General features: G+C 42.9%; 13 protein-coding genes. 7 read left to right on the forward strand and 6 right to left on the reverse strand.

From position 1 onward, the window contains the following. Window positions 1-463 precede the first annotated feature (463 nt). From ftsZ to Q0394_RS07845, 4 genes are all read right to left on the reverse strand, one after another. Window positions 464-1,618 carry a cell division protein FtsZ gene (gene ftsZ, locus Q0394_RS07830; RefSeq protein WP_298946591.1) on the reverse strand — a complete coding sequence of 385 codons (1,155 nt, stop codon included), beginning with the start codon at window positions 1,616-1,618 and terminating at the stop codon, window positions 464-466. An 18-nt stretch (window positions 1,619-1,636) separates the two neighbouring features. After that, the gene (gene ftsA / locus Q0394_RS07835; RefSeq protein ID WP_002948629.1) at window positions 1,637-3,067 is read right to left on the reverse strand and encodes a cell division protein FtsA; all 1,431 of its coding nucleotides are present in this window, start codon (window positions 3,065-3,067) and stop codon (window positions 1,637-1,639) included. Window positions 3,068-3,080: 13 nt separating this feature from the next. Beyond that, a complete protein-coding gene (locus tag Q0394_RS07840) occupies window positions 3,081-4,544 on the reverse strand; it encodes a peptidylprolyl isomerase (RefSeq protein ID WP_298946593.1) in 1,464 nt (487 codons plus the stop codon). Between the two features lie 119 nt (window positions 4,545-4,663). Beyond that, window positions 4,664-5,251: a class II aldolase and adducin N-terminal domain-containing protein gene (locus Q0394_RS07845; RefSeq protein ID WP_298946595.1), complete on the reverse strand. Its 588-nt coding sequence runs from the start codon at window positions 5,249-5,251 to the stop codon at window positions 4,664-4,666. A 54-nt stretch (window positions 5,252-5,305) separates the two neighbouring features. Between Q0394_RS07845 and rsmH the strand changes: the two genes are divergently transcribed. Together rsmH and Q0394_RS07855 are read left to right on the forward strand one after the other, a co-directional pair. Beyond that, on the forward strand, window positions 5,306-6,238 hold the full coding sequence (gene rsmH, locus Q0394_RS07850) for a 16S rRNA (cytosine(1402)-N(4))-methyltransferase RsmH (RefSeq protein ID WP_298946597.1): 933 nt from the start codon (window positions 5,306-5,308) through the stop codon (window positions 6,236-6,238). Beyond that, window positions 6,228-6,512, forward strand: a complete 285-nt coding sequence (locus Q0394_RS07855) for a hypothetical protein (RefSeq protein ID WP_122863615.1) — start codon at window positions 6,228-6,230, stop codon at window positions 6,510-6,512. Before rsmH ends, Q0394_RS07855 begins: the two co-directional genes overlap by 11 nt. Here the strand turns inward: Q0394_RS07855 and Q0394_RS07860 are convergent, their stop codons facing one another. Then, window positions 6,513-7,022, reverse strand: a complete 510-nt coding sequence (locus tag Q0394_RS07860) for a hypothetical protein (protein WP_298946599.1) — start codon at window positions 7,020-7,022, stop codon at window positions 6,513-6,515. Between the two features lie 130 nt (window positions 7,023-7,152). On the opposite strand from Q0394_RS07860, the gene Q0394_RS07865 reads away from it, so the two are divergent. The 3 genes from Q0394_RS07865 (at window position 7,153) to Q0394_RS07875 (ending at window position 8,969) form a co-directional block, all read left to right on the forward strand. Continuing rightward, the gene (locus tag Q0394_RS07865; protein WP_298946604.1) at window positions 7,153-8,007 is read left to right on the forward strand and encodes a D-amino-acid transaminase; all 855 of its coding nucleotides are present in this window, start codon (window positions 7,153-7,155) and stop codon (window positions 8,005-8,007) included. 163 nt (window positions 8,008-8,170) lie between these two features. Next, on the forward strand, window positions 8,171-8,668 hold the full coding sequence (locus Q0394_RS07870) for a DUF523 domain-containing protein (protein WP_298946605.1): 498 nt from the start codon (window positions 8,171-8,173) through the stop codon (window positions 8,666-8,668). Beyond that, window positions 8,646-8,969: a hypothetical protein gene (locus tag Q0394_RS07875; protein ID WP_298946607.1), complete on the forward strand. Its 324-nt coding sequence runs from the start codon at window positions 8,646-8,648 to the stop codon at window positions 8,967-8,969. The genes Q0394_RS07870 and Q0394_RS07875 overlap by 23 nt, the downstream gene beginning before the upstream one ends. An 823-nt stretch (window positions 8,970-9,792) precedes the next feature. Here Q0394_RS07875 and Q0394_RS07880 read toward each other — a convergent pair. Beyond that, complete coding sequence (locus Q0394_RS07880) at window positions 9,793-11,862, reverse strand: M15 family metallopeptidase (RefSeq protein WP_298946609.1); 2,070 nt, start codon at window positions 11,860-11,862, stop codon at window positions 9,793-9,795. 50 nt (window positions 11,863-11,912) lie between these two features. On the opposite strand from Q0394_RS07880, the gene Q0394_RS07885 reads away from it, so the two are divergent. Both Q0394_RS07885 and Q0394_RS07890 read left to right on the forward strand, forming a co-directional pair. Continuing rightward, the gene (locus tag Q0394_RS07885; RefSeq protein WP_298946611.1) at window positions 11,913-13,238 is read left to right on the forward strand and encodes an AAA family ATPase; all 1,326 of its coding nucleotides are present in this window, start codon (window positions 11,913-11,915) and stop codon (window positions 13,236-13,238) included. Further along, entirely contained in the window at window positions 13,235-13,738 is a 504-nt protein-coding gene (locus Q0394_RS07890) for a hypothetical protein (RefSeq protein ID WP_295142358.1), read from the forward strand. The genes Q0394_RS07885 and Q0394_RS07890 overlap by 4 nt, the downstream gene beginning before the upstream one ends. Window positions 13,739-14,036 lie beyond the last annotated feature (298 nt).

Here is a 14,036-nt window from a genome sequence, read left to right on the forward strand (position 1 = left end):
CGTTCGGGGTTTTTTGTGATTTATTGGAGTCGGATTCGTCTACGTCAAATTTAACGACGCTTGCCGCATTGCATGCTTTATTTAAATTTATGTTAGATAGTGATGCATCGCACTCATCCGTTTGCGGCGATACCTAAGCGAGGCTGCCGGGCACGTTTGGCATACGCGATAGATCGCACTCGCTAGGTTGGGTTTGCTTTTGGCGTTATATTATAGTGTTTTTGGGGTAGTGTAAAATCTAAAAACTATGTTTTTGAAATTATTTTTAGTGTAATAATTTTATTGTAAAATAAGAATATCCTGAATATATTGTGACTAAAGAAATATAGTATAATTTGTTAAAAAATCAATTTATTACTTGCAACTTAATTTTTAGCCAAATTTAGAATAATATAAAATTTAACTTACCACCTAATTATTGTGTTTTAAATTTTTAAAGGATTGGAAGACCAATCCTTATTCATTAATCCATTTGGTTTCTGATATACGATGGCGTTTCTAGCATATTAGTTGCTTCTTCGCTATTGTATCCGCCGCTAACCTTTAGTCTGCTGATTCTTTCATCTAAAATCGGATTTCTTGACTTTTTAAATGCAGCGTCGGGCGTAGAGGCTACGGGTGTAGGCCTTTCTTCCTCTTTGTCTCTAAAGCCGGTGGCTATTATAGTAACTTGAATTTTGTTATTTTCAAAACTCTCGTCGCTTGTCGTACCGAATATGATATCGGCTTCATCGTCTACGGCTTTTTGCACTAGGTTCATAGCTTCCTCTATATCGCTGAAAGGAGAGTCTGGGTGATATTTGAAGTGTACCAGAACGCCGACCGCACCATTTATGGTAATGTCGCTTAGTAGTGGAGATTGTATTGCATTTTTTATTGCTTCCTGGGCTGCGCCTTCACCTTCTGATTCGCCTATGCCAAGTAGCGCCATACCGCGGTGTTCCATGACTTTTTTGACGTCGGCAAAGTCGGAGTTTATGTCGCTATTTCCCGAATCAAGAACTATGGTACACATACCGCTGACGGCTCGAGCTAAAACGTTATCAACTATTTTAAAACTTTCTTTTATACCGGCTTTTTTGTCTATAAGGGATTTTAGTCTTTGGTTTGGGATTACCACTATAGAATCAGACTCTTTTTTTAGTTCATTTAGTCCTTTTAAAGCCAGGTTATAGCGCTTTTTACCTTCAAATTCAAACGGCATAGTAACTACTGAGATTGTTAGAGCGCCGATCTCTTTAGCTGCCTGCGCTACTACCGGAGCTGCACCGGTACCTGTACCGCCTCCTAAACCTGATGCTATAAATACGATATCTGAGTACTCAAGTGTAGATTTGATCTCTTCGTAACTTTCTTGAGCGGCTTTGGTTCCTACGTCAGGATTCATACCAGCACCAAGACCTTTTGTAATCTTTTCGCCGAGTTGAAGTTTTGTAAAGGCCAAAGAGCTATCAAGTGCCTTTACATCGGTATTGGCGACTATTAGATCGATATCCATTTCATCGCCTTTTTCTCTAATAATATGATTTATCATATTTCCACCACCACCGCCTACGCCTACTACTTTTATCTTTGCGCCGTATGAAGGCTTTTTCTCTTCTACCATAAAGTTACCCATAGTTGATCCAATCTCCTTTTAAAATAGTTGTGTTATTTTATTCCAAATCACAGAAAAAATATTTGGTTTTTTTTCTTTTTTGTTTAAATCTTCATTTAGTTCGTCTTGTAAAGTTCTGTCATCATCGATTCTTAAATCATCTATATAGTTATCGTCTAGAGTGCTTCCTCTAAAGATTTTATTATCGACTTCTTCGATATTTTTTTTATCTTCGATTTTTACTCCATTGTCGTAGACTATATCTTTTAAAATCTTATTTTTTACTACAATCTCGTCTTTATATCGCATTTTCTTTTCAGAGTCGATTTCATAAGGTGTAAAGTAGCCTGCACCGTACATACAAAGTCCGATCGCACAAGAATTTGCCGGATCTCTTAAAATTTCATATAGCCCTTCCATTTCCTTCGGTCTTGCTATTCGCACCGGCATATTGTCAAATACTGCTATAGCAAGCTCTCTGATGCCTTCAAGCTTAGTCATGCCGCCGGTAAGAACTACGCCTGCGGCTATTGAGTTTTTGTATCCGCTATCTTCGAGCATTTTTGCAAGTATCATTAGTGTCTCTTCGGCTCTTGCATATATGACGTTTGAAATAACGTCAAGAGATACTTCCTGCACCTTGCCATCTTCGTTAATAGGCGGGATCTCAACTAGTTCGTTGGCATTATTTAGCAAAATTCCGTAATTTAATTTTATATCTTCTGCTTTTAAAATAGGCGTATGAAGCGCTGCTGATAGATCATTGGTTATATTTGACGAACCTATGCCTAAAAATTCGTTATATCTTATCGAATTTCCAGAGTGAATTATCATATTGCAAGTTGCACCGCCCATATCTATAAATGCTACACCCAAATCTTTTTCATCTTGATTTAGCGTCGCGATAGCCGAAGCGTAGCTGGAAAGTACGATATTATCAGGCTCGACTCCTGCTAAATTTAACGCTTTTCTTAGGTTACTAAGAGATGATTTTTGCGCCATTATGATATGCGTTTGCACCTCGAGCCTGCTACCGTTCATACCCAAAGGATCCTCTATATGCTCCTGGTCGTCTACTTTGAAATTATAAGGAAGTATGTGTAGTTTTTCGTAGTCGCTGTGGATTTGTGCCCTTCGCTCAGACTCGGACATCGAGCGTTGTATCTCTTTTATGCCTATTTCATACGTGGGAACATTTACCACACCGTTACTGTCAACGCTTTTTGTATAGGCTCCCGAGATTGAAACCACTACTTTTTCGTATCTTGTGCCCGCAACTCTTTGAGCGTCTATTAAAGCGCTTTTTATTGATTTTGATGCGAGCTCGATATTTGTTATTACGCCCTTTTTTATACCCTGAGTTTTTGCAGTTCCTATTCCGATTATTTTAAGTCCTGTTTCATCGTGCTGGCCTATAACAGCGCAAATTTGAACAGAGCCTACGTCAATACCTAAAATTTTAGTACTCAAAACAGATGCCTTCTTATTTTTTTGTATAATAATTTGTTACTTGGTAACGCTTGGACAACATGGCTGTTAAATCCCTAATGAGCTCGTTATTTTTCAAGAAGCCTACATTTTGCGTTATTATCTCTTTATACTCTTTCTCTTTTTCGCTATTTGTTAGTTTTTGTTCCGTTATCTCGTAAACTACGGCTTTATCGCCGAGTACAACATAGCCTTTTTTGCCGCCTTTTTCAAAAAGGCGATTGACGAAGATATTAAACTCACCCTCGCTTAACCCACCTTCGGCCTTCACGGTATCTCTACTAACAAATCCTATATCGGTACCTTGAAATCCTTTTTCAAGCAACTCTTTTGCTTTTGCTTCTAAGATTTCTTTCGTTTTTTGCTCTTTGTAAAGTTCTAAAATTTGCTCTTTCGCCTCGTCAAAACTCATTACTCTAGGCGCTACGATCTCTTTTACCTTCACTATCATATAGCCGTCTTCGTATTCAAACGGCTTTAGGGTATCGCCCTTTTTTGCTAGTTTTAGCTCATCCATCGGCAAGCTCGCATTATCTTCAAATGTAGATACCGAGACATCTGCTTGCTTCTCGTCTTTCTTGATTTTTAGATACTCTTCAAGGGCGACTTTTTTAGTTTGTTTGAGATTGTAGTCTTTTAGTACTTCATCTTTAACAGCTTCAAATTCTTTTATCTTATCGTCGCTACCTTTATATTCGTTTTTGTTTTCGTTGTAAAATTCTGTTAGCTCGTTAGTATTTGCATCGCTTGATATAGCTGGGATAAATTTGGTATCAAGCTTAAATTCGGTCATGGTTTTATATTCGTTCTTATGCTCTTCCCAGAGTTTTTTTAGCGCATCTTCATCTATTTTTATTTCGTCTGCGTTAGCCTCTACGACCTTAATGGAGATTTTATCCTGCATCAAAAAGCTAGCCGTTAGCATATCTATATCTTGAGCATTTGCGGGTAAATTTAGAGCATGTCTTAGCTTATCTAAAAGTATTACGTTTTTTAGGCTTTCTTCGTATTCGCTTTCGGTAGTTCTAGCTCTTTTTAAAGTATTTTTGTAAAGCTCTTTATCAAATTTGCCGTTTGAGTGGAAATTTTGGTCTGCAATAATGTATTTGACTATATCTTCGTCATTTACGCCAAGCCCCAAGTCATCTGCGAAATTTAAAAGCATAGCATCGTTTACTAACGCCTCTAAAGCTAAATTTTCAATGCCTAGCTCGCTTGCCTTTTCATCGCTTAGCTGTCCGTCAAAAAGCTGGCTATAGTACGCATGAAGCTGACCGTATCTGTTTTGAAATTCTTGGATGCTTATATTTCTGTGACCGACCTTAGCCACCGAGGTAGCTCTGCTTGCGTTTAGATCATAAGCTCCCCATCCGACGAAGCCTGCTCCGACGAATGCTATCGTGCTTACCCAGATCGTTACGACGAGGTATTTTCTATGCTTTTGCATCCAAGTTATCATCTAATTCCTTCAAATTTATAAAAATTTTATGCATTATTTTACTGAAATATCGTAAATATCACCTTAAAAACGCGCTTTTTATCGATAAAATTTCAAAAAAATTAACATTTTTAAAGACGTTAGTTTTGTTCAGATTCGTAAAGGCGAGCTACGCTTAGCAATTTGCACGTATTTTCAAGGATTGCGACGTCTTTTGCCAGCTGATACGAGGTCCTGCTATGCACGTATACTCCGTATCCTTTGATGACCATTATGTTAGTTTTATTCTCTAACATATAGCGATAAATTTCCGTATCCGCGCGCTCATACCAATCGTCAAACTGTTTTGGATCATAGATCGGGATCTCGTGGTGTTTGATATAACCAAAATAATCCCTCGGACGGATAAAAGAATGCCCCAAAGTATAAGCTGTTAGATAAGGTGGCATGGCATAACAGATATATTTGGCTTCGTTTATATTTTTGTATATATTTAGGTGGATGTCCGCGTCTATGCTCGCATCGTTCCAGCGATAATCCCTTTTTGAGTTTAGCATTATGAGATCTTCTTCTTTAAGATTGTCGAAAATCGTCGTTCTTTTATTTATCAAAAAAGAGTCGTGCTGAATTCTAGCTGAAATAGAGCCGTGAAAGACGCCGAAAAAGTTTTTTCTAAACATCGAAAGAGCGATGTTGCTGATCTCGCTTGCGCAGTATTTTAAGTCCATTTTAACCTTTTATAAACTTTTTTTGTTATTATACACAAAAAATAAAGGCTAAATTTGAACTCCCCACACGTTCCCGTGCTACTTAATGAAGTTTTGCAAGCTTTTGAGGATATAAAAAGCGGCGTGATTGTCGATTGTACGCTCGGATACGGCGGGCATTCTAGCGCGATTTTAGAGCAAAATCAAAACGTAAATTTGATAGCCTGCGATCAAGATGAAGAAGCAATCAAATTTAGCTCCGAAAGACTTAAAAAATTTGGCCAAAGAGCGCAAATTTTTAAGAGCAAATTTTCAGAAATTTTGGGCAAAGTAGAACAATCTCAAATCCGCGGTATCCTAGCCGACATCGGCGTTTCGTCGTTGCAGCTCGATAAAAACGAGCGCGGCTTTGGACTAAAGAGCGAAAATTTAGATATGCGGATGGATGCGCAGGCTAAATTTTCAGCTTACGACATTGTAAATTTTTATAGCGCAAAAGAGCTGGAGCGTATCTTTGCCAATTACGGCGAGCTACCTAGTCCTGCCAAATTTGCCGCCAAAATCATAGAAGCCAGGCAAAGCGGCGAGATAAAAAGCGCCGAACGTCTCGCGCAAATAATCGGGCTAAAGGGCGTAAACGGGCGCAGCGTTAGCGCGGCGACGTTAGCTTTTCAAGCGATCAGAATAGAAGTCAACAACGAGCTAGGTGAACTGCAAAATTTGCTACAAAGCATTGAGGATTCGCAGATCGACGAGTGTATCGTGGCGATAATCAGCTTTCATTCGCTAGAAGATCGTATCGTAAAAAATAAATTTAGGCAGTGGGCGCAAAGCTGCATTTGTCCGCCGCAGGCCCTTAGGTGCACGTGCGGAGGGGATAATGCGCTAGGTAAAATAGTCAGTAAAAAGGCAATAACGCCAAGCGCTACCGAAGTCAAGGCAAATCCGCGCTCAAGCTGCGCGAAAATGAGGATTTTTAAAATTTCAAGAGGTAAAAATGCAAGATAAAAACGAGGTTTTAGAGTTTAGCGGCGGTGAGCAAAAAAAGGAACGAAATTTAGACTACAAAACGCTAGCGACGGCGTATCTCGGGCTTTTTATCGCGCTTGCTTTGTTTTTGCCTAAAATTTACATCACAAATCAAATTTATTACATCAGCCGCGAAATCGGCGATCTAAGCGGCAAACGCGACGTCTTGCTCGAAGAAAACAGAGAGCTTCGCCTAAAACTCGAGAGAATGAAATACAAAAATCAAATTTTAGATCCGCTTATTTTGCAATAACTAAATCCCAGCCTCAGACTGCGCTACTAGGCGCTCTAGGACGTACTGCTCCAAGTCTTTGCGCGGGATTTCGTTTTTTACCGCTTCGTTGTAGATCATCTCGACTTTCGTGGAGTATTTTTCGTAGCTAAAATACGGAAAATGCACGCTCCAAGCCTTTTTTATAAGCTCTTTGCTAACGGCTTTTCTCGCCCAAATTTTAAACATATCAAAGCCGATAAAAACGGCCGAAGTACCCACCACCGCGCTAACGATCGAGAGGTGAAAGTCAAGTTTGGTAAAAAGACGGTGCGTCAAAATCAGCAAAACAAAAAACACGACGAAGCATAAAAGCCCGTAAACAAGGTAAGTTCTTGCATAGCGAAATTTAAAATTTAGCTTGGCAGGATCAACCAACATGCCTTCGTTAAAAAGGCAGTTTGCCTCGAGTAGATCGCGAAACAGCACGGGTTGCTTTGAGATAACGAAGATATTTTCTAGGATTAAATTTTTTAACGCGTTATTTTTCATCTTTTTGATTATCCTTAAATTTAGCCTCAATTATATCAAAAACTTCGTAATCCAAGCTAAAATTTGGACTTAAGGCAACGCTTTTTTAAGAGTATTTGAGCTAAAATTACTTAAATTTTAAGGAGAAAAAATGAACGGAATAGTATATCTAAACGGCGAATTTATAGACGCGGCGGCGGCTAAAGTTAGCGCATTTGACCGCGGATTTATCTTTGGCGACGGCATATACGAGGTCGTGCCGGTGCTAAACGGGCGGCTCGTGGATAGAGAGGATTTTTGGGAGAGATTTGAGAGAAGTCTAGCTGCGATCGAGCTAAGCTTGCCGCTTTCAAAGAGCGATTTTGGGGGAGTTTTAGAGGAAGTAGTCTGGCGAAACAACCTAAAAGAAGGCGGTGTTTATATGCAGATCACCCGCGGCGTCGCCGATAGGGATTTTAAATTTATAAAAGGCTTAAAGCCGACTTGTTTCGTCTTTTGCTACGAAAAAGATATCGTCGCAAACCCTGACGCCGCGACCGGTATCGAGGTCGTTAGCGTCGAGGATATCCGCTGGAAGCGCCGCGACATCAAGTCCATCTCGCTTTTGGCGCAGTGCTACGCCAAAGAACAAGCCGTAAAAGCCGGCGCCTACGAGGGGTTCATGGTCGAAAACGGCTTTGTTACCGAGGCGACTAGCTCGTCTGCTTTTATTATAAAAGATAACGTCCTGATAACCAAACCGCTCTCAAACGAGATTTTGCCGGGCATCCGCCGAAAGGTGATCCTAGGTTTTGCCGAAAAGGCGGGGCTTGAGATCAGGCAGCGACCGTTTACGATGCAGGACGTTTACGAAGCTGACGAGGTGTTTATCTCGGCTGCGACGCTGCCGCTACTGCCCGTCGTCAAGGCCGACGGCAAGCCGATAAACGGCGGCAAAGTCGGCAAATACGTGCCGATGCTAAGGCAGATGTATATAGATAAGATCAAAAAGGAGGCCGGGCTTTAGGATAATTCGGCGTTTTGAGTCGGCTTTATATTTTTTGCGTGAGCCGGCTCAAATTAGTCAAATTTGACGGTAAATTCGACTAATTCATTTAAATTACTAGCCGAAGCGTTAGTAAATTTGAGCCAAAATAACGCCTGCAGACCATCAAATTTCGGAACTAATGATGAAAAATAAACCCAAAATCTTAATCAGCGCCTGTTTGCTCGGCAAAAACTGCAAGTATAACGGCGGTAATAATACAGACGCTATCCCTGTGGACGAGCTCGATAAACTTAGGCAAATTTACGAGCTCATCGCCGTTTGTCCGGAGTGCATGGGCGGACTAACGACCCCGCGTGAGCCTGCCGAAATTTGCGCCAACGGACGGGTGCTTACTAAATTTAGCGGTCGCGACGTGACGCGGGAGTTTCTCTTGGGAGCACAAATTTGCGCCGATGTCGCTCGCGACAACTGCTGTAAAATCGCGGTTTTAAAAGAGCGAAGCCCAAGCTGCGGAAGCGGCGAAATTTATGACGGAAGCTTTACTGGGCGGATCGTTAGTGGCGACGGGATAACCGCAGCGGTGCTAAAAAAACTTGGCATTCGGGTAGTTGGCGAGAGTGCGCTTTTAGAGCTAAATTTAGAAAAAGAAGCAGAAAATGGCCGAGTGGATAAATGTTAAAGACATAGCGGACGGAGCGAAATTTTACGCCGGGGCGGCGATTAGGATAATGCCGACGCCGTGCGGGCTAGAGGAGGGAAATTTTATCCCCGAAAACGGGCTTGTTTACCTTATCTCGGACAATGCTTCGGACAAGAGCTATTTTAACTGCGTCTGCCTAAGCGCAGGCGAAGAAGGCAACGTGATCTGCCGTCTCGAGCGAAAGGGTAACTACGTACTTGGAAGCGAGATCAAGCGGATGTTTGAGAGTGAGCTACAAGAGGCATTTATAAGTAAAAGTATCGAGATTGCGGTAATATAAGGCGGTAAAATTTAACATCTTTAGTTTGTTAGTAAAATTCTGCTAGCTAGCGGCGCAAAAGTTGTTATAAATTTGTGCGTATCAAATTTCTAGCATGACTTTGGAAAATTTGCCGCTTGAAATTTTATCTAAATTTTTCGGTAAGATTTTCGGAGCCTTTAGGCTTGGTATAATCAAATTGTAGCCAAATTTGGCAAGCAAAACGTAGCCGTAAAACAAACGATAAGAATGGAAGCAAATTTGCGAGCGGCGTAAAATTTGTAAAAACGGTAAAAATATCGACGACGGCAAAACGGCAAATCGCCGCCCTAAGTTTAAAAAACGACGGGTTAAATTTTATCCTCGCCCGTCCCGCTTGCGCAAAATTTACGAACTACAAAATTATAAAACGTAGGCTAAAACAAGACCGTGTCGCTTCGGCGTCAAATTTAACCGCCCAGCAAATTTAACAAACCGCAAAAGGGTAGCGAGCCTCTCGCAATCGCTTGCAAATTTTCGCCAAATATCAAAAAAAACATGGAAATGCGGAAATGCAACGCTCGCCGAAATCAAACCGCCGAATTTAATCCACCTTTTACTAAAAATTTAGCCGAATTTGGCGGCAAATCTAAGTCCGGTTTAGCTCAAATTTGCCACAGAGGCGATAGATTTTTCGTGTCGTCTGCCTTAAATTTTACGCCAAAAAGCGGCAAAGCAAAATTTATTCGCGCCTTCTTGATTGTATCTTAAATTTACGGTCTGCGACGCCTCGCTACCAGCCAAAACATAACGATAAATTTGAGCCAAATTTCACCCAAATTTATCGTTAAAACCGCCGTCAAATTTATCTCAAATGCCAAAACTCCGGCCTATACTCAAAGTGCATCGTGTCAAAGCTCACCCAGCGCCCACCCCAGATGAAGCCGTGCTTTTCAAATACGCGCACGATCTCCTCTGGGATTTGATTGCGGTAGCGGCCGTCCTTGCTCCAGCGCCAGTAGTCGCTTTTGTCGGTATTTATGTCGATCGCGATGCCGTATGAGTGCGCGCTCTTTCGCTTTGTGCCCTCGATTGCACGCCAGTTAAACGTGCCAGACGGGTTATCAAGAAATTTTAGTAGCTCGGGTTTTTGCAGGGCCAGCGCATTAAGCTCGTTTGAGACGGCTTGCAGGGCGGTTGCCGCGCCGTTTTTAGAGTTAAATTTAAGCGTTTTGCTGCCGTGATTTTTTAGCCAAACGACGTCGGTTAAATTTGCCTTCACTTCCGCTTCGTTCGCACCGTAAATTTTATCCAAAAGCTCGTAGTTTCGGTATCTACCCGCGTCATTGCTAGGTAGTTCTAGAGGCTTAAATAATGGATAAGGCTGCGCAAAAGTATCCTCGACGTCGGCAAGGTTTAGCAGGCGGGCGGTATCTTTTGTCTCGCCGTCGTCAAATTTAATTTTGCTGCCGTCAGCGAAAATCACCTCGTTGCCGACGATTTTCACGCCATAAGCTTTTTCGATCGCCGATTTTTTCGCGCGCGACGCCTCCTCGCCGCTAGCCACTTCAAAGGTATTCATGGAGTTTATCCGCGAAACCAGCAAACGTTTTGGATCGATGTCTGAGACGTCCGAGCCGATTTTTAGCGTCGTGATCGCTATGCCGCCGATCATGGCTCTGCCGTTATCTTTCGTGCGGATACCCCAGACATCGTGCACGGCGAGCGGTTCGTCGCCGCGCATACCCGCATAAAGCATGATATGCCCGTTCATGTGAAATAGCGTTCTATACGGCACTGCTTGCGTTTTTATGACGCGTAGTTTTTCTTCCGCGCTTAAATTTGCCAGGCTTACGACCTTGCCGATTTGGCCTTGCGCCTTTGAGTTTCGCGGCAGCCACACGCCAAAGCTACCGAGAAAATCCTGCAAAAACAGCGAGCAGTCGCGCTTGCCGCCAAACCCGCCCCAGCCGTAGCTTTGCCCGAGCAACGATGATGCCAGCGTTCTTACGTTTTCGTCGCTAAATTTAAGCGGAAAGCGGCTTGCGCTTTGTTTTGAGATCTCGTAGTTTCTTAGCCCGCTTTGGGTCTGGATTTTGCCGTAAAATTTAAACTGATCCTCGCTTTGAAACGGCAAAATCGCGCCTATACGCCCGTAAAATAAAAAGTTGCCGTTTTTGTCGTAAACGGGCTCTTCATCTTTGATAACGCTTAAAAATTTAGAGTTTTTTAGCTCCTGCACTGCCTCTGCGCTTAAAATTTTGATCTCGGTCGATTTTACCCAGGCCCATGCGGCGTCGCTACCGACAAACGCCCAAGCGCCGTCGGCCGAAAAGTGCGAAACGTAAAGCGGATAGCCGATAGAGACGAAAGATAGTTGGGCGTAATCAAACGGTAGTCCCTCGCCGGCACGTGCCGGATTATAGAGTATGGCCTCGTCGGTCGGTACATTTCGCAGGCTAGTATTTGCCGTCGTTATCGCAGGTAGAGAGACTTTACCGAAGCTCTCTACGCTAGCGTTTTTACGCACCTTTTCAAACCATTCGTTCGGGATTTTACGCATATTTGAGAAATAATACTGCCTTTTTGCCGTATTTTTATAGTAGTCCAGAGCCCAAAACGCATCTTTTGCGGTGGTTGAAGGCGCTCTTAGATCAAGCGAGTTAAAGCGTTTTTGTAGCAGTGTCTGGCCGCTACTTTGAGCCTCAAAAGGCAGTATCGGTAGCGCATTTACATTTTGATCGACGTCAAATTTTAGATAGCTGATGTGGCCTAAATTTTCGCCCGCGCTCTCCTCGGGCATATCGTATGCCGACGCTGTATTGGCGCCTTGATCGGGTAAATTTACCGCACTAGTGGCATCTTTTGACGATGCGCAACCGCCTAGCATTACTAACGCTACTGCCGTAGAAAGCATAAATTTATTAATTTTCAATCTCACTCCTTAAAAATAAGCTATAATTTTACAAAAAATTAGGGAAATTTGTGTTAAACCAGCTGCTAGACATCTTAAAAAAATCAAACGTTTTTCTCACCGGACGCGGCGGCGTGGGCAAAAGCCACCTCACGCAAGCGGTCATCAAGCACTATAAAAGCGAGCTAAAAAACGTCGTGGTGCTGGGCAGCACCGGCATCGCAGCGGTAAACGTCGGCGGAGTGAGCGTACATAGTTTTTTTAAATTCGGCATTTGCTCAAACCTCGAGGAGCTGCGTGGCTACGACCGCAAACAGCGCGGAAAGCTCGGCGAACTAAAAAAGATGCTCGACGTCTGCGATCTCATCGTGATAGACGAGATCTCGATGATCAGTGCGGGGCTGATGGATATGATTTATTACCGCTTGATGAGCTCGCGATTCGTCGGGCGTGTGATGCTCGTGGGCGACTTTTACCAGCTACCGCCCGTACGAAAAAACGGCGATGACGGCAACTTGCTGTTTAAATTTCTTTATGCTTTTAATTCTAGCTCGTGGCATGAATTTGAGTTTAAAAATATTGAGCTAGTCGTATCAAAACGTACGAAGGATAAGAAATTTTACGATATCTTGTCCATGCTTCGCGTCGGGCGACTTAGCGAAGAGGTGTTTAGCTATATCGAAAATTTACGCGTGCCAAGGGTGCAGGTAGATGACGATACGAGCGTGCTTTTTGGGCGAAATTACGAAGCGGACGAGCTAAATAACAAGATGCTCTCTAAACTGCCAGCGCCGCTTGAAAGAGCCGAGGCGCTAGTTGAAATTTATGATGAAAATTTAAACGAAAACGCGCTGGATCGCTGGATCGCAAACCTTTACGCGCCTGAAATTTTAAACATAAAAATCGGTGCGAAAGTTATATTTACCGTAAATAAATGGGGCGAGTACTATAACGGCGAGCGCGGGCAGATAATGCAAATTTTAAAAGAAAACGGCGAGATAAAAAGCGTCATCGTGCAAAAAGCTGACGGCGGCGAGATCGTCGAGGTGGAGCGAGCGAGATTTGATATGAGCGAGTTTGTGATGGAGGGCGAGCATTTGCAGGAGCGCGCGAGGGCGTCATTGACTCAGTTTCCGCTAAAGCTAGCCTACGCGATCACGATCCACAAATCCCAAGGCATGAGTATCGAAAATTTAGTGTGCGACCTAAATCATATCTTTGCCAACGGGCAGCTCTACGTCGCGCTATCGCGGGCGATCGATCCAAAAAAGCTTAGGATATTTTACGGCAAAAGTCGGCCGTTTAGAGAGTATTTGCAAAGCGTCGTTAAAATAGACGAAGAGGTCGAGAAATTCTATCTTGAAAACAAATTTGAAAACATTAAGGAAGACGTATGAAAAAGATTTTTGCGCTGGCTTTTGCCGCGGTTATGGCCTTTGCCGAGACGTTAAATATCGACAACTTTGAAACCGATCTGTACTCCAGAGACGCCAAAAGCTCGATCAAAAAAGTAAGCGTGAGCCTGCGTCTAGAGGGGCGCGACGTCGCGGATAACGAAGCATACGTGCTTGACGCGCTAAACGTCGTTATAGGCAGCTTTTATGTCGAGGATCTGCTAACCTCGCTGGGTAAGGAAAAATTTAAAGAAACTCTTGTTAAATACACCGCTAAAAAACACTCCATAGATATCGACGAGGTGCTCATCATCTCGCTAAAAACCGTGCGCGAACCAAATATCGAAGAGCTACTTGAAGCGCTAAAAAACGTCAAAACTACAGGCTCAAAAAGATCGCAAAAAGAGCAGGTCGAGGATATACTAAGAGGAAATAAAAATCAGCTAAAACCGATGGATTTAAACCAGATAGATGATTTTGGCAAGGATTTTGGCGAGCAGTAAATTTGGGATTAAATTTATAAATTTTACTCGCCGAGACCCGAGTCTTGGCGGTGCTATAAGCTTTTTCTTTTTCTTTGAGAGAGGAAGAGGTTCTGCTTACGGTCTACTTGCACCTACAAGCGAAGCGAAGTAGAGCGTCGCCTTCTTTGCTTCGGCTTTGCCTCGCAACTGCCAAAAGCAGACCCTCTCCCGTCTGCTTGCAGCTGCTAGCGTAGCGATGCAGAAGCCTTCTCTAACCCCACTGCACGTGAGAAGTTGTTCCGCTACGCGCAGGTTAAATTTAGCGCTTTCTTGCTGC

It is taken from the genome of uncultured Campylobacter sp. (assembly GCF_938039205.1).
Classification (GTDB): domain Bacteria; phylum Campylobacterota; class Campylobacteria; order Campylobacterales; family Campylobacteraceae; genus Campylobacter_A.